13 protein-coding genes are annotated in these 15,438 nt (G+C 66.1%); 10 read left to right on the top strand and 3 right to left on the bottom strand.

Translation table 11 applies throughout. From position 1 onward, the window contains the following. The first annotated feature begins 58 nt into the window (after nucleotides 1-58). The 3 genes from RM532_RS11440 to ybiO all read left to right on the top strand — a co-directional run bounded on the left by RM532_RS11440 (nucleotide 59) and on the right by ybiO (nucleotide 3,658). The gene (locus tag RM532_RS11440; RefSeq protein WP_311653463.1) at nucleotides 59-718 is read left to right on the top strand and encodes a pyridoxamine 5'-phosphate oxidase family protein; all 660 of its coding nucleotides are present in this window, start codon (nucleotides 59-61) and stop codon (nucleotides 716-718) included. Next, a complete protein-coding gene (locus RM532_RS11435) occupies nucleotides 715-1,140 on the top strand; it encodes a GFA family protein (protein WP_311653462.1) in 426 nt (141 codons plus the stop codon). Before RM532_RS11440 ends, RM532_RS11435 begins: the two co-directional genes overlap by 4 nt. A gap of 220 nt (nucleotides 1,141-1,360) precedes the next feature. After that, complete coding sequence (ybiO, locus tag RM532_RS11430; RefSeq protein ID WP_423246895.1) at nucleotides 1,361-3,658, top strand: mechanosensitive channel protein; 2,298 nt, start codon at nucleotides 1,361-1,363, stop codon at nucleotides 3,656-3,658. Here ybiO and RM532_RS11425 read toward each other — a convergent pair. Beyond that, nucleotides 3,655-4,587: a LysR family transcriptional regulator gene (locus tag RM532_RS11425; RefSeq protein WP_311653460.1), complete on the bottom strand. Its 933-nt coding sequence runs from the start codon at nucleotides 4,585-4,587 to the stop codon at nucleotides 3,655-3,657. The genes ybiO and RM532_RS11425 overlap by 4 nt on opposite strands. A 116-nt stretch (nucleotides 4,588-4,703) precedes the next feature. Between RM532_RS11425 and RM532_RS11420 the strand changes: the two genes are divergently transcribed. The 4 genes from RM532_RS11420 to RM532_RS11405 all read left to right on the top strand — a co-directional run bounded on the left by RM532_RS11420 (nucleotide 4,704) and on the right by RM532_RS11405 (nucleotide 8,435). Then, on the top strand, nucleotides 4,704-6,641 hold the full coding sequence (locus RM532_RS11420; protein ID WP_311653459.1) for an SMP-30/gluconolactonase/LRE family protein: 1,938 nt from the start codon (nucleotides 4,704-4,706) through the stop codon (nucleotides 6,639-6,641). Between the two features lie 137 nt (nucleotides 6,642-6,778). Continuing rightward, nucleotides 6,779-7,174 (top strand): cupin domain-containing protein, encoded by a 396-nt coding sequence (locus RM532_RS11415; RefSeq protein WP_311653458.1) that lies wholly within the window; start codon nucleotides 6,779-6,781, stop codon nucleotides 7,172-7,174. Nucleotides 7,175-7,229: 55 nt separating this feature from the next. Continuing rightward, a complete protein-coding gene (locus RM532_RS11410) occupies nucleotides 7,230-7,823 on the top strand; it encodes a cysteine hydrolase family protein (RefSeq protein WP_311653457.1) in 594 nt (197 codons plus the stop codon). A 21-nt stretch (nucleotides 7,824-7,844) separates the two neighbouring features. After that, a complete protein-coding gene (locus RM532_RS11405; RefSeq protein WP_311653456.1) occupies nucleotides 7,845-8,435 on the top strand; it encodes an acyl carrier protein phosphodiesterase in 591 nt (196 codons plus the stop codon). A gap of 158 nt (nucleotides 8,436-8,593) precedes the next feature. Here RM532_RS11405 and RM532_RS11400 read toward each other — a convergent pair whose 3' ends face one another. Further along, complete coding sequence (locus RM532_RS11400) at nucleotides 8,594-9,589, bottom strand: MBL fold metallo-hydrolase (protein WP_311653455.1); 996 nt, start codon at nucleotides 9,587-9,589, stop codon at nucleotides 8,594-8,596. After that, nucleotides 9,586-10,416, bottom strand: coding sequence for an SIR2 family NAD-dependent protein deacylase (locus tag RM532_RS11395; protein WP_311653454.1), 831 nt, complete (start codon nucleotides 10,414-10,416; stop codon nucleotides 9,586-9,588). Before RM532_RS11395 ends, RM532_RS11400 begins: the two co-directional genes overlap by 4 nt. Nucleotides 10,417-10,439: 23 nt before the next feature. Here RM532_RS11395 and RM532_RS11390 point away from each other — a divergent pair, with 23 nt between their 5' ends. The 3 genes from RM532_RS11390 to RM532_RS11380 all read left to right on the top strand — a co-directional run bounded on the left by RM532_RS11390 (nucleotide 10,440) and on the right by RM532_RS11380 (nucleotide 15,338). Next, nucleotides 10,440-12,008, top strand: a complete 1,569-nt coding sequence (locus RM532_RS11390) for a cryptochrome/photolyase family protein (RefSeq protein WP_311653497.1) — start codon at nucleotides 10,440-10,442, stop codon at nucleotides 12,006-12,008. 27 nt (nucleotides 12,009-12,035) lie between these two features. Beyond that, nucleotides 12,036-13,466 carry a cryptochrome/photolyase family protein gene (locus tag RM532_RS11385; RefSeq protein ID WP_311653453.1) on the top strand — a complete coding sequence of 477 codons (1,431 nt, stop codon included), beginning with the start codon at nucleotides 12,036-12,038 and terminating at the stop codon, nucleotides 13,464-13,466. Between the two features lie 117 nt (nucleotides 13,467-13,583). Further along, the gene (locus RM532_RS11380) at nucleotides 13,584-15,338 is read left to right on the top strand and encodes a ShlB/FhaC/HecB family protein (protein WP_311653452.1); all 1,755 of its coding nucleotides are present in this window, start codon (nucleotides 13,584-13,586) and stop codon (nucleotides 15,336-15,338) included. Nucleotides 15,339-15,438 lie beyond the last annotated feature (100 nt).

Raw genomic sequence — 15,438 nt, 5'->3', positions numbered from 1 at the left:
GACCGCCGCCCGATCTTGGGCCAATGCTGCGCTCTGTTGCACTGCTGGTGGAGGAGCCATGAGCCGACTATACGAAGAACCACATCGGGCCTTTCAGGACCACTTCGGCACGCGCGGTATCGCCGATCGGGTGGAGGACGTGGCATTGACCACGGAGATCACGCCGGAGGCACGTGCCTTCATCGAATCGCGCGACATGTTCTTTCTGAGCACCATCGACCCGAAGGGCCGGCCCACTGTTTCCTACAAGGGCGGGCCAACCGGGTTCGTGAAGGTAATCGATGACCGGACGCTGGCATTCCCCAGCTACGATGGCAACGGCATGTACTACTCGATGGGCAACATCGACAGCTGTGCCGAGATCGGCATGCTGTTCATCGACTTCGAGACCCCGCACCGCATCCGCCTGCAGGGTCGCGGGTCGGTATGCGCCACCGATCCGCTGCTGGATGAGTGGCAGGAGGCGGAACTGGTGGTACGGGTCGGGCTGCACGAACTGTGGCAGAACTGTCCCCGCTACATCCACCGCTTCCAGCAGATCAAGCAGTCCCGCTACATACCCGCCGCCGACCGGGAAACGCCGGTGGCCGGCTGGAAGCGCATAGACGGCATGCAGGACGTATTGCGCCCGCACGAGCGCGCGGCAGTCGAGCAGGAAGGCGAGATCACCCTGGACGAATGGGCGGAAAAGATCGTGACTGGGGATGAACAGGCATGAGCATGGCCCCCATTCCCGCTACCGGCGGCTGCCTGTGCGGCAGCATCCGCTACACCGTCACCGAAACCCCGGCGATGTCGGCCGTTTGCCACTGCCGCAACTGTCAGCAGCAAAGCGGTTCGGCCTATTCGGTGATGATCGCGGTGCCGCTGGCGGCACTGCAGTTCGATGCCGGCCAGCCCCGCTGCTATCGCGATACCGGCACCAGCGGCCAGCCGGTCGACCGCTATTTCTGCGGGGACTGCGGCTCGCCGCTGTATTCGGACGTGGCGGTGCTGCCCGGCATGGCCTTCGTCAAGGCCGGCACGCTGGATGATCCGGCCTGGGTCGAACCCACCCAGGCGCTGTGGTGCGACTCGGCCCTGCCCAGCGCCCGGCTGGCAGATGACATCACTCGGCTGCCGGGCAATCCGCCGGTCTGACGCTGTCCTGGCAGGCAGATGAGGCCGCGCCCGGCGCCGTGAGCGGGTGCCGTCATACGCCCCGCTTTTGAATTCGGTCGAGGTTTTCTTTAGCTTACGCGGCCTTGCCCGGCGTCAGTGCTGATCGGCGCACGGATAACCGAACTCAACCGGAGCATCCATCGTGGCCCACGCGATTCGTACTCGTTCCCTCGCTTTTGCCCTGCTGATACTGGCCGGCATGGTCCCGTTTCTGGGCCAGGCCGCATGGGCCCAGGACGAGGCCGCCCCGGCCGGGCAGGCGGATGTTTCCTACGCCACCCTGGCCGATCTGCTCGAGGACGACGCCGCTCGCGAGAGGCTGATTACCCAGCTGCGCGGGATGGCGGAGGAGCCGGCGGACGAGACCGCCACTGCGGACGAAGCGGCGGCGGATACGCCGGCGGCGATACCGGCCGAGAAGGTATCCCTGCCCCGGCGGGTGGCCCGCACCACCCAGGCGCTGGCGGAAGATCTCGGCACCCAAGTGTCAGCCGCGATGGCGGCATTCCGTGACAACCAGTCCTCGCGCGCCGCAATCGACTGGCGCGCCCTGGGCCAGAGCGCGTTTTCGCTGGCAGTGATCATCGTAATCACGGTCGCGCTGTTCCTGGTGTTGCGGCTGCTGGCGCATCCGTTCTACGCCCGCGCCGGACGCTGGGCCCAGACCACCGAAACCGGATTGTCCGCCCTGATCCAGCGCGGCTCCATCATGGTGCTGTCGCTGGGCGTGGATATTCTGGTGATCCTGGCCGCGTGTGCCGGCGGCTATGCCGCCGCCCTATTCGCCTTCGGCGAGGCCGGCGCGATCGGAACGCGGGAGTCGTTGTTCATCAATGCCTTCGCGCTGATCGAGATATTCAAGGCACTGATCCGGGCGCTGTTCTCGTCGCGCTACGAGGGGCTGCGTCCGCTGCCCATCGATAGCCACGTGGCCGACTGGTGGAGCCTGCGGCTGCGCTGGTTCAGCGGCTACATCGGTTACGCGCTGATGCTGGTGGTGCCCATCGTCAACGTCGAGCTCTCACGTGCCATGGGTTCGGTGGTAGGCCTGATCGTGATGGGCACGGCCTACCTCTACGCCATCGGCGTGATCGTCAAGAATCGCGATCTGATCCGCCAGCGTCTGGAGAATCAGGCCGTGACCAGCGACGGTGCGGTGGCCGGGATTCTGCTGCGCATTGCATCGAAGTCTTGGCACGTGATCGCACTAGCCTACTTCACCATCCTGTTTGTGGTCAGCCAGCTACGGCCGGAAGAAGCCCTGCCGTTCATGCTCAAGGCCACGCTGCAGACGCTGGTTGCTGCCGGCGTCGGCATGGTGGTGCTGTCGGCGATGTCACGCCTGATCGGCCGCCGGCTGCATCTGGCCGGACGCATACGCGACCGCCTGCCGCTGCTTGAAGACCGGCTCAACGCCTATGTGCCGAACGTGCTGCGGGTGGCCCGGGTGCTGGTGTTGATCACGGTGACTCTGCTGCTGCTCGACGCCTGGCGGGTATTCAACCTGGCCCAGTGGCTGGCCTCGGATGCCGGTGCGCACGCGATTGCCATGGTGGTGCACGTGGCCATCATCCTGCTGCTGGCGCTGGCCTTCTGGACCGTCTGTGCCAGTGTGATCGAGGCCAAGCTGGCCAGCGGCGAGGCCTCGGCCCGCAAGTCCACCCTGCTGACCCTGTTCCGAAACGCCCTGGCGGTGGTCATCGTCACTTTCACGGCCATGATCGTGCTGTCGCAGATCGGGGTGAACATCGGGCCGCTGATTGCCGGCGCCGGGGTCCTGGGTCTGGCCATCGGTTTCGGCGCCCAGACCATGGTCCAGGACGTGATCACCGGCGTGTTCATCCAGATCGAGAACGCGATGAACAAGGGCGACGTGGTCACCGCGGGCGGTGTCACCGGCACCGCCGAGCGGTTGAGCATCCGGTCCGTGGCCATCCGCGACCTGTCGGGCACCTACCACATCGTGCCGTTTTCCTCGGTGGGCGTGGTATCCAACTACATGCGCGACTTCGCCTACCACGTGGGCGAGTACGGCATTGCCTACCGCGAGAACATCGACGACGCCATCGTGGCGCTGCGGGCCGCGTTCGAGGATCTGAAGGCCGACCCCACGCATGGCGTGAACGTGATCGACGACATCAACGTGGCCGGCGTGATCGCCCTGGCCGACAGCTCGGTCAACATCCGCGTGATGATCAAGACCAACCCGGGCTCGCAGTGGGCCGTGGGTCGTGCCTACAACCGGCTGGTCAAGATCCACTTCGACGCCGCCGGCATCGAGATTCCGTTCCCCCACCTCACCATGTACTTCGGCGAGGATCGGCAGGGTCATGCACCCCCGGCCAATCTGCGCCTGGTTGGCAACGGGGGCGGCGGGAATGTGATCGAGGATCACGGTGGCCCCGACGGGGCGCCCGATGCGGACAACAGCCGCCCGGACCAGCGAGCGCGTACCAACGCGCCAACGGATCGCGATTTCGACGAGGCGGACAGCTAACCAGCTTCGACAGCGCCGGTCGGCGACGACCCCAGCCGGACGGCGCAGTCCCGCATCACCCGCGACCAGTGGGTGTCGGTGCCGGCGCGCAGCAGCATGGTGAACTCGATGCTGGGCGCCGGGGGCGCCAGCGGCCGATACACCGTCCCTGGCACGCACTGGTGCTGAAGCCGCGCCGAGATGGTGGCAATGCCCTCCCCGGCCGCCACCATGGCGATGGCCCGGCTGCGGGGGGTGACCTGGTGGTCGATGCGGGGGCTGAAGCCGCTGGCCATGCAGCATTCGATCATGCGGTCGTACAGACGGGCATTCACGTGGCGCGGGAACAGAATGAACCGCTCGCCCCGCAGGTCGTACAGCGACAGTTGCTCCGCCAACGCCAGCGGATGGTCGTCCGGCAACACAACGCCAACCGCTTCACTGGGCAGCGCCACCCGATCCAGCCGCGGGTCGTCCGGGGCGCTGAGGCTGAAACCCACATCCATGCGATTGTCCGCTACCCCGGCCGCGATCTCGTTGGAGGTGGCCTCGATCAGCTCGAGTTCGCAGCCGGCGCATTCACGCTTGACGTGACGCAACAGCGGCGGCAGGAAGCTCGACATGGCCGCTTCGGAGAACCCCACGCGGATCGCCCCGGCCAGACCCAGCGCGGCCTTGCCGGCGTCACCCAGCGTCTGGTCCAGCTCCGTCAGCAGTGCCGGCAGGCGATCCACCAGCAGCTGGCCCGCCGTGCTCAGCGTCACGCTACCGGGATTGCGCTCGAACAGTCGGCAGCCGAGCCGGTCTTCCAGCTGGGCGATCTTGCGCGATACCGAGGGCTGGGCCACGTGGAGCACTTCCGCGGCCCGACGGAAGCTGCCGGCATCGGCCACCGCCAGCACCGCTCGCAGCGCACCCAGGGATACCTGACCGAGATACGCATAGGACATCGTCTAATCCGTTATTGATATTGGAATTGCATCATTGTCTCAGGCATGGTGCATTGCACACCAGCGCCCCGGACGAAGTCGATGCGGGGCGCCTTCGCATTCCGACGGGAGCCGATATGCACAAGACCATCAAACGAGCGCCCCTGGGCATCGCCCTGACCCTGGCCGGTGCCGTCCTTATGCCCGGCGTGGCCGGTGCAGCATCGATGGACGAGCGTTTGGACCAGCTCAACCTGCCGCCGGGCTTCCAGATCGAGGTATACGCCGAAGTTCCGGGTGCCCGGTCGCTGGCATTCGGGCAGTCCACCGGTACGGTGTTCGTGGGTACCCGGGGCAAGAAGTTGTTCGGGGTGGTGGACAAGGACAAGGATCGCAAGGCCGACCGCGTGGTCACCCTGATGGATGACCTCAAGGTGGGCAACGGCGTGGCCATGCACCAGGGCAACCTGTACGTGGCCGAACAGCATCGCATCACCCGCGTGGGTGGCGCCGGCTTCGACATCGACATGCCGTTCAGCCAGATGCGCGAGGAGATATTCACCGATCTGCCGGACAAGGCTCATCACGGCTGGCGTTACATCGCCTTCGGGCCGGACGGCAAGCTTTACGTGACCGTGGGCGCACCCTGCAACATCTGCGATCCGGAGGGCATCGAGGCTACCGTGATCCGGATGGATCCGGACGGCTCCAACATGGAGGTCTACGCCCGCGGCGTACGCAATTCGGTGGGTATCGACTTCCAGCCCGGCACCGGCATCCCCTACTTCACCGACAATGGCGTGGACATGATGGGCGACGAACGCCCCGCCGGCGAACTCAACGCCGCGCCGGAAGCCGGCATGCATTTCGGGTTTCCCTACTACGCCGGCGGCGACGACCGCCAGAACGACTGGAAAGACAAGGAAGCACCGCAGGACGTCACCTTCCCGGTCACCGAATTCCGGGCCCATACCGCGAACCTGGGTTTCCGTTTCTACACCGGCGAGATGTTTCCCGGCGACTACCGGGGCGACGCCATCGTGGCCCAGCACGGTTCCTGGAATCGCTCCAGTCCCATCGGCTACCGCCTGATGCGGGTGGCCTTCGACGATGACGGCAATGCCACCGGCAAGGATGTATTCGTCGACGGCTGGCTGCAGGATGGCGAAGCCTGGGGCCGCCCGGTGGACACCCTGCAGCTGCCGGATGGTTCCCTGCTGGTATCGGACGACTACGCCGGGGTGATCTATCGCATCAGCTACCAGGCCGACGGCGAGTCGGACAGCGCAAACAAGGCGGACACTGCGTCGGATTTCGCCATGCCGGAATCCGTGGTGGCCCATGCCGACGGCCGGCTGTTCGTCACCGAGATCGGCGAATTCGGCAAGGACGGCGACGGTCGCGTGACAGTGATCACCCCCGACGGCGAACGCCGTACCCTGGCGGACGGGCTGGATGACCCCAAGGGCATCGATCTGTGGCGCGACGAGCTCTACGTGGCCGACAACACGCGGCTGCGCCGCGTCGGGCTCGACGGCGAAACCAGCGTGGTGGCAGACACCGGCGATTTCCCCGGCACCGCCACGTTTCTCAACGATGTGGAGATCGATGGCGAAGGTCGGGTTTACGTGTCCGACAGCGGCAGCGACGCCGGTGACAACGCCGGGATTTATCGCGTGTCGCCGGAAGGCGAAGCCGAACTGGTTTTCGATGCGACGGAAAGCGACGCCATGAACCGCCCCAACGGCCTGCTGATGGACGGCCCGGACGCATTGCTGGTCGCCGACTTCGGTAACGGCCGTCTGTTCCGGCTGCAGCTGAACACCGGCGAACTCACGACGCTGAACAACGGCTTCGGCGGCGCCGACGGCCTGGTCCGCGACAGCCACGGCAATCTTTACGTGAGTGACTGGAACAACGGCCGCGTATTCATGCTGCACGACCTGCGCGCCACGCCGATGCTCATGCGCGACGGCTTCAAGGCCGCAGCGGACATCGCCCTGAGCGCGGACGGCCGCAAGCTGCTGGTGCCGGACATGAAGGCCGGCTCGCTCCAGACGCTGCCGCTCGACTGAGCAGCAGTCATACAGGCATCCCTTCTGCCCGGGTTCGCCCGGGCATTTTTTGGGGTGTGATATCGATAACGAACCCGGCCTTGCCGCCCGCCGCGGATATCACTAGCCTGCCGGGCTGGACAATCGAGCACCCCCGCATGAGTCAGCCCGAACCCACCGCCCGCATCGAAAAGCACGCTGCTGGCGCGGAATACGATTTCCGCGAGGGCTGCGCGATCACGGAGTGGTGGAACCACCCGGCCGACGACGCCGTATCCGTGGTCCGGTCCCGGGTTGGTCCCGGCGGCGTAACCCGCTGGCATCGCCTGCACGGCACGACGGAGCGCTATCTGCTGCTGGAGGGCACCGGCCGGGTCGAAGTCGGAGATCGGCCGCCCACGTCGGTCGGCCCCGGGGATACCGTGGTCATTCCGGCGGGCCAGCGCCAGCGTATTGCCAACATCGGCAACACCGATCTGGTATTTCTGGCGGTCTGTACCCCGCGTTTTCGCGACGACAACTACGAAGACATCGAATCATCCGGCACATGCTAAGACCGGCCCGTGGGCCGGGGTTGGCATCGCCCCGCAATCAAGGAAACAACTGACCATGAGCAACCCTACCCTGCGCCAGGTCTCCGGCCTGTCCGACGAACCGGTCGCCCTGCGCGACGCCGCCTTGGTCATGATCGACTGCCAGAACACCTACCGTGAAGGCGTGATGCAGCTCAGCGGCGTGGAAGCGGCGCTGGACCAGGCGCAGCGGCTGCTGGCGCGTGCCCGCGATGCCGGCATTCCGATCTTTCACATCCAGCACGATGCCGGCCCCGGCTCCCCCTACGATCTGACCACGGAGATCGGTGCCATCGCCGACGAGGTCGCCCCGCGCAACGGTGAGTTGGTGATCACCAAGACCCACCCGAACGCCTTCGTCAAAACCAGCCTGCACGACCAGCTACAGAACATCGGCGCAAGCAACCTGGTGCTGGCCGGCTTCATGACCCACATGTGCATCAACTCCACCGCCCGCGGCGCCTTTAACCAGGGTTATGCGCCCACCGTGGTGGCATCAGCCACCGCCACCCGCGATCTGCCCCGCGGCGGCTCGGTGATCGACGCCCGTACCCTGCACGAGGCGAGCCTGGCCGCGGTAGCCGACCTGTTCGGCGTGGTAGTCGACGGCGTGGATGATCTGCCGGACTGACCCCGGCCGGTCCGCGCCGCGTTGAACTACCTGGCGCATCTCTATTTCGCCGACCGGACCGGGACTTCCCCGGCGGGGGCGATCCTGGGCGATCACGTGCGCGGCCGGCTGGCCCCCGACACCCGCGAGAGCGTGCAAAGCGGCATCGTGCTGCATCGCCGTATCGACAGTTTTACCGACCGTCACCCCACGGTGCTGGCGTTGCTGGCCGCCTTTCCGCCCCACTTCCGGCGCTACGGCGGCATTCTGGTCGACGTGCATTTCGACCATCTCCTGGCCAACCGCTGGGCCGACTGGCATGATGAACCGTTACCGAGGTTTGCCGACCGCGTGATCGCCGCCACGCGAGCAGAATGGCCGGCCTGGGCTCCGTTTCCCGCCGATCGCCTGGCCCATCTGCCCGACGTACTGACCGGTTATGGCGAGCGCGCCGGCGTGGCACGGGCGCTCGAACGGGTGGATGCTCGCCTGCGCCGACCCAGCCCCCTGCCCCAGGCGATGCCGGTACTGGACCGCCATCAGGCGCTGCTAGCGCAGCAATTCGATGCGTTTTTCCCGGCCCTGCTCGCTTACGTGCGGGAATGGGTCGAGGATAATCTGCCGCCGGACTAGTGAGCCGCTGAAAGCAGCGTTTTCGACAGTGCCCGTGCGGTACCAGGATGTGCCACCAAGATCATCCAAGGGACATGTTCCATCTTGGGAGCGAGGCGACCACCGCGTTTTTGCCTCGCGATGCTGAAGAGGGCCAGGACGACTTTTTCAGCAATGCCTCAGAGCCGCAGCGTCTCCCCGATCGCCGGTACCCGGGCGGCTTCGCCGGCAAAACCCTGATCAGCCATCGCCGTGCGCCATCGTGCCGGCGGCTCGAACGGCGGCTCGTCGGTGAGCACGATGGTGCCCCAGTGCATGGCCACGGCCGACTGAGCGCCCACGTCGCGGCACAGGGCCGCAGCCTCCTCCGGGTTTACATGAACCTGACGCATCACCCTGCGCGGTTCGTAGGCGCCGATGGGCACCAGCACGGTGTCGATCGGGGTGAATGCGGCGCCGATTTCACGGAACACCGGGGCGTAAGCGGTATCGCCAACAAAATACAGCCGTCGTCCTGCCGGGGTTTCCACCACGTAACCGCACCACAGCGCGGAGTTGCGATCGAACGGCCCGCGCCGGGAGAAGTGTACGGCCGGCACCGCGGTGATCCGCAGGCCCCGGCAGGTTACCGCTTGCCACCAGTCCAGCGTCTGCACCCGCCCATAGCCCTGGCGGCGGAAGAACCCGTCCAGGCCAAGCGGCACCAGTACATCCGGATCCGATCGCTGCCGCAGCGCGCGGATAGTGGGCGCGTCAAGGTGGTCGTAGTGGGCATGGGAAATCAGTAGCAGATCGATGGGCGGCAGTTCCGCCACCGTCAGCGCCGGCGGCACGAACCGGCGCGGTGCCGGCAGCGGCCGGGGGGCAGCCACGTCCGACAGGAAGGGATCGGTAAGCAGCGTCCGGCCGCCGAGTTCCAGCAGAAACGCCGCATGCCCCAGCCAGGTCAGATGATCACGGCCGGCGCAGGCCCGCCGGCCGGATGCGACCGCGGCCGGACCGAGACAATGCCCCGGCGGCGGCACGGGCACACGGCGATCGGTCACGCGACCCCACAGGAATCGCGCCAACCCGCCCGGACCGCAGCCCGGCTGGTGCTGGCCCGGCGGGTTGGCGAAGCGTCCGCCGACGCGTTCAACACTGGTGCGGCCGGCGACCGGGACGGTATCGGTCAAGTGGCGGCCTCGCCGACGCCGGAGCTGGTCAGCGCCTGTTCGATGGCGGTCAGTGCCCGCGCCGCAGGCATCGCCAGATGATGGTCCACCGCGCGGGACAACGGATTGGCGACGGGGTTGATATCCACGGTCGGAATCCTCTCGCGCACCGCCTGCCGGACCGGTTCGGCGATGTAGGGAAACACCGCAGTGGTGCCAATGCTGATCACCATATCGGGGCCATCGGCCAGGGCCTGTTCGTAGCGGGCCACCGCCATGTCCGGCAACATCTCGTCGAACAGCACTACCCGCGGACGCAGCATGCCGTCGCAGGCAGGACAGACCGGGGGGATCGCAAGGCCGCCGAAATCGGGCACCTGTTCGCAATGCTGACAGGCCGGGCAATACAACTGGTGCAGATTGCCGTGCATTTCGATCACATCGCTGCTGCCGGCCCGGGCATGAAACCCGTCCACATTCTGGGTGACGACGGTCACCCGCCGGCCGGACTGCTCCAGTCCGGCGAGCACCTGGTGGCCGGCATTGGGCCGGGCGCCGCGGCAGGCCTGTTCGATCTGGCTGATGTATTTCCAGGTGAGCGCCGGGCGCTGCGCGTACATGCCGCCGGACAGAGCGGTTTCGATCGGGATGCCCTCATCGGTGCCGCCGTCGTTATAGAGCCCGCCGACGCCACGGTAGGTCGGCAGACCCGAATCCGCCGACATGCCGGCGCCCGTAATTACCAGCAACCGCTCGGCCCGCGCCAGCAATCCGGCCACCGTCGCGATGGCCGCCGACTCGTTATCATGCCCCACCATGACGTCATCGTCGGCGATGGCCGGCGTCATCGCAACCGCTTCGGGAGAGTCTCATCGTCAGTCCGCGCCATCTCGTTCTTGTTCTAGGTGATCAACTGGATCGCCATAGTGCGGCCTTCGACGGCTTCGATCCCGACCGGGACCACGTGTGGATGGCCGAGAATGCCACCGAGGCCACCCATGTCTGGTGCCATCAGCAGCGCCTGGTGCTGTTCTTCAGCGCCATGCGCCACTTCCGGGACGATCTTCACGCGGCCGGTATCGAGGTGGCCTATCACGCCCTGCAAGCGGATGGCCGCCGCGACAGCGGGCCGGATTTCGCCAGCATCCTGGCAGCCGATATCCGGCGACTCGGGCCCGAGCGCCTGATCGTTCTCGAACCCGGCGACTGGCGGGTCTGGCGCATGTTGCAGGAAACCGCGGACCAGCTCGACCTGCCGCTGGAGGTACGACCCGACCGGCACTTCTACTGCGGTATCGAGGAATTCGATGACTGGGCGACCGACCGCAAGCGTCTGGTGCTGGAAGACTTCTACCGCCACATGCGGCGCACTCACGGTGTTCTCATGCAGGCCGGCGGCCCGGCGGGCGGCGCCTGGAACTACGATGCCGACAACCGCGAGAGCTTCGGCCGCAACGGCCCCGGTGAACTGCCGCGGGCAGTCTCGTTTGCCCCGGACGCGTTGACCCGCGAGGTGATCGAGCTGGTGGCCGCCCGTTTCGGTGACCACCCCGGGCGTCTCGAGGGTTTTGATCAGCCGGTCACGACCGGCCAGGCCCGCCAGGCACTGGCCGATTTCATCGCGCATCGGCTGGCCGGTTTCGGCCCCTGGCAGGATGCGCTGTGGACCGGGGCCGATCTGGTGCATCACTCGCGCCTGTCGGCCGCGCTGAATCTGCATCTGATCGATCCGCGCGAGGTGGTGGGCGCCGCGGTGGCAGCATGGGAGGCCGGCGAGGCGCCGCTCAACAGCGTCGAGGGCTTCGTGCGCCAGATCCTCGGCTGGCGCGAATTCGTGCGCGGTATCTACTGGCACGATATGCCCGACTACATCGAACACAACGCGCTCGAGGCACAACTGCCGGTACCGGCCAGCTACTGGGACGGCGATACCGACATGGCCTGCATCGCCGACGCCATGCGCAACGTGCGGGATAACGGGTATGCCCATCACATCCAGCGGCTGATGATCCTGGGCCTGTTCGCCCAGCTGGCCGGTGTTCATCCGAGGCTTTTCCACGACTGGCACATGGCCATGTACCTGGATGCCGTCGACTGGGTCAGCCTGCCCAACACACTGGGCATGAGCCAGTTCGGCGACGGCGGTATCGTGGGCACCAAGCCCTACTGCGCGTCCGGCAACTATGTGAACCGCATGAGCAACTACTGCCGTAAGTGCCGGTTCGACCACCGCCGCGCGGTTGGCGAGAATGCCTGTCCGATCACCACCCTGTACTGGGATTTTCTCGACCGCCACGACGAACGCTTTCGCGGCAACCGACGCATGGTTTTCCAGATCAGGAATCTCGACCGCAAACGCGAGGATCCGGAAACCATGGCCACGATCCGGCGCCAGGCCGCCGATCTGAAAACGCGCATCGCCGCCGGCGAAAGCGTCTGAGCCCATCACCATCAATCCGTACGAATCATGAGCGATCTCACCCTGGTCTGGCTGCGCCGGGACCTGCGTCTGGCGGACAACCCGGCACTGGCCGAGGCCGCCGCCCGCGGGCCGGTGCTGCCGGTGTACATCCATGCGCCCGACGAGGAGGCCCCTTGGGCACCCCGCGGTGCCCAGCGCGTATGGCTGGACGAAAGTCTGCGGGTGTTGCAGGCCAGCCTGGCCGAGTTCGGGATGCCACTGGTGATCCGGCAGGGCCCGAGTCTCGAAGCCCTGCAAACCCTGATCGGAGAAACCGGCGCCAGTGCCGTGACCTGGAACCGACTCTACGAACCGGCGGTGATCGAGCGCGACCGGCAAATCAAGCAGGCCCTGCGGGACGACCGCCTGGTCGTGAGCAGCCACAACGCGGCCCTGCTGGCCGAACCCTGGGAAGTGGCCACCAAGGCAGGCGATCCCTATCGGGTCTACACACCCTTCTGGCGGGCCCTGTCGGCGCAACGAATGCACTTGCCGGTCGCGGTACCCGATAAACTTGTCGGTCCCACCGAAGCGCCGGACTCCTTGGCTATCGAGCAGCTTGGCCTGCGACCAACCATCGGGTGGGATGCCGGCATCCGCGCGGCCTGGACCCCCGGCGAGGCCGGCGCCCAGATCGCGTTGCAGGATTTTCTCGACCGCTGCGTGGACAGCTACAAGCAGGACCGGGACTGGCCGGCCCGACCCGGCACCTCGCGACTGTCGCCGCATCTGCATTTCGGGGAGATCGGACCGCGGCAGGTGTGGCAGGGGGTGCACGAATGGCTGGACGGCAGCGCCCGGGTGGGCGCGGAGACGTTCCTGAGCGAGATCGGCTGGCGGGAATTCGCCCATCATCTGCTGTTTCACTTCCCGGACACACCCAGCAAGCCACTGGACCGCCGCTTCGAGGCCTTCCCCTGGGCCGACGATGACCAGGCCCTGAAGGCCTGGCAACAGGGGCAGACCGGGATTCCGATGGTGGACGCCGGCATGCGGGAATTGTGGGAGACCGGCTGGATGCACAACCGGGTACGCATGGTCGTGGCGTCGTTCCTGACCAAGAATCTGCGCCAGCCCTGGCAGGCCGGCGCCGAATGGTTCTGGGACACGCTGGTGGACGCGGACCTGGCCAGCAATACCCTGGGCTGGCAATGGACCGCCGGTTGCGGGGCGGACGCCGCCCCCTTCTTCCGCATCTTCAATCCCAGCCGCCAGGGTGAGCGCTTCGATCCCGAGGGCGACTACGTCCGGCAGTGGGTGCCGGAACTGGCCCGGCTGCCGGCCAAACACATCCATGCACCCTGGGCGGCCCCGGCCGCCGTATGCCGCGATGCCGGGGTCACATTAGGCACCGATTACCCGGCACCGCTGGTGGATCTGAAGGAGTCTCGGCGTGAGGCGCTGGCCGCTTTCGACGCGATCAAGGCGCAACGGTGACCACGCTGGCCTGCCCCATGCCTTGCCTTGCGCCCCGGGAGCCGTCAGCATTCGCTGCTGACGTCGGCGCGCCAGGCTTGCGCCGTTTCCTCACCGGATAACGACAAGGAAGTACGTATGCCGCTTGACCTGCCCCCGCCGCTGCCACCCCAGCAGGCCGAGGTCGCCGTACTCGAACAACGGCATACCGCGGCGGACGAGGTGATCGAACTGGAGGTCGGCCAGTACACCCTGCTGGTCACCGGCAATACCTATCTGTCGGAGGAGCGTATCCGGCAGGTCACCTCGGCCGGCCGCACACCCTCGCAGGTGGTGCTGCTACTGAATGCGCTGTACCCCGCCGACGGCCACATCCTGGTCAACGTGCAGTACGCGCGGGAGGGCCAGAGCGACACCATCTATGTGCATGTCAACGAGGGCTATCTGGCCGAGGTGGACGCCCCGCCCGCGATCGCCCCGTTCTTTGAATCATTCGAGGGACAGCGGGGGCTGACCAAGCAGGATATGGAACCCATGCGGGTGCTGGCCGAACTCAAGTCCGAACGGGCCGGCTACACCATGACATCGTCGTACTCGGTGGCACCCGAAGACCCTGCAGCCTTCACCCTGGTCATCGACGGGCGGGAGAACCCGGAACACGATCCCTTCGACCTGACCGCCGCCTTCGGCAATCCGGGCAATCGTTTCCTGGGCCGCTACTTCGGCCTGGCCAGCGCCAAGTACTCGCTGGACAACGGCGACCAGATCGGTCTGGGTTATGCCCACGGCTTCACCGATCTAGGCAGTTCACGCGGGGGGGAGAGCTACGGTCGGGGAGACCTGAGCTATTCCACCGTGACCTCCTGGGGACTTTATGGCCTGTCAGGCTCATATACGGAGTACGAGGTCAGCGGTCTGTTCGACAGCCCCGCAACCGCCGACGGCAGCAATCAGTTAGTGTTCCAGGACGATCGCGAAAGCGCCGAGATCGTCGAGGTAAAACTCACCGGCAACCAGTTCCTTTACGCGAACGACGATTCCCGCTGGCTGCTGGAGCAGGAACTGGCCTACGTTGATTCCACCCTCACAATCGACGAGGGCCGCCTGGTGGCCACCAGCAACGGCGGCAGCGACGCCAGCGATCCCGCACTCGGCGAACTTCTGGACGGACTGCTGGGAGGGCTGCTCGACGACCTGCTAGGCAATGGCGGTGGCGGCGGCACCACGGAGTCAATCTCGCTCGCGGGCCAGCAAATCCAGGACGAGCGTTACGGCACCGCGCGGCTGGGTACCACTTATTCCGATTCTTGGACGCTGTTCGAACAGCGTGGCAGCCTCAACGTCGGCGCCGGCTACAAGCGCGGCTTTGGCGGCGAAATCCAGAATACCCTGACAGACGCCGAGCGTACCAACGAATTCAACCTGTTCGACGCCAGCCTCAAGACCAGCTACCGACTGCCCTATCAGATGCTGGCCTCGATCCAGCTCAAGGGGCAATTCTCGCTGGATGATCGTGTCCCGCAGCAGCAGCAGTGGGTGCTTGGCGGCCCGGACAACCTCAGCGCCTATCTGCCGGGCATTCTGGTGGGCGATACCGGGGCCTACGGGCGTTTCCAGGTGCAGCTGCCGCGTTGGCGGGTATTCAGCCGCCCCTACCGTTTCTCCGTGTTTGTCGAGAGCGGCATGGCCCAGTTCGAGGGCGACAACAAGCCCTTCGGCCGAGCCGGCACCCAGCGCGCCACCGACGCGGGCATCAAGCTGGAGTTCGCGCCGCTGGACAACATTCAGCTGACGGTGCACGCGGCACAGGGATTGTCGGAAAGCGGCGTGCCGGACAACGTGATCGAAAGCGCGGAATCCGACGTCTACTTCAACCTGAAGGGAGAGTTCTAGCCTTCTTTCTTCGTCCGACGCTGGACCCAGGGCCTGTCTTCGTCGCGGCTATCCCGCTGACAAGCCCTCAAATCAGGCTATTTGAAATCGTCCGAATCAC

Source organism: Spectribacter hydrogenoxidans (assembly GCF_031846275.1).
In the GTDB taxonomy this organism is placed as follows: Bacteria; Pseudomonadota; Gammaproteobacteria; order Nevskiales; family Salinisphaeraceae; genus Spectribacter; species Spectribacter hydrogenoxidans.
The sequence above is the reverse complement of the archived record's forward strand: the minus strand, read 5'-3'. Positions and strand labels throughout refer to the sequence as shown.

Bases quoted from the DNA above. Each gene is read 5' to 3' on its own strand.
- RM532_RS11440 (WP_311653463.1), top strand. From the start codon at position 59: ATGAGCCGACTATACGAAGAACCACATCGGGCCTTTCAGGACCACTTC.
- RM532_RS11435 (WP_311653462.1), top strand. From the start codon at position 715: ATGAGCATGGCCCCCATTCCCGCTACCGGCGGCTGCCTGTGCGGCAGC.
- ybiO (WP_423246895.1), top strand. From the start codon at position 1,361: ATGGTCCCGTTTCTGGGCCAGGCCGCATGGGCCCAGGACGAGGCCGCC.
- RM532_RS11425 (WP_311653460.1), bottom strand. From the start codon at position 4,587: ATGTCCTATGCGTATCTCGGTCAGGTATCCCTGGGTGCGCTGCGAGCG.
- RM532_RS11420 (WP_311653459.1), top strand. From the start codon at position 4,704: ATGCACAAGACCATCAAACGAGCGCCCCTGGGCATCGCCCTGACCCTG.
- RM532_RS11415 (WP_311653458.1), top strand. From the start codon at position 6,779: ATGAGTCAGCCCGAACCCACCGCCCGCATCGAAAAGCACGCTGCTGGC.
- RM532_RS11410 (WP_311653457.1), top strand. From the start codon at position 7,230: ATGAGCAACCCTACCCTGCGCCAGGTCTCCGGCCTGTCCGACGAACCG.
- RM532_RS11395 (WP_311653454.1), bottom strand. From the start codon at position 10,416: ATGACGCCGGCCATCGCCGACGATGACGTCATGGTGGGGCATGATAAC.
- RM532_RS11385 (WP_311653453.1), top strand. From the start codon at position 12,036: ATGAGCGATCTCACCCTGGTCTGGCTGCGCCGGGACCTGCGTCTGGCG.
- RM532_RS11380 (WP_311653452.1), top strand. From the start codon at position 13,584: ATGCCGCTTGACCTGCCCCCGCCGCTGCCACCCCAGCAGGCCGAGGTC.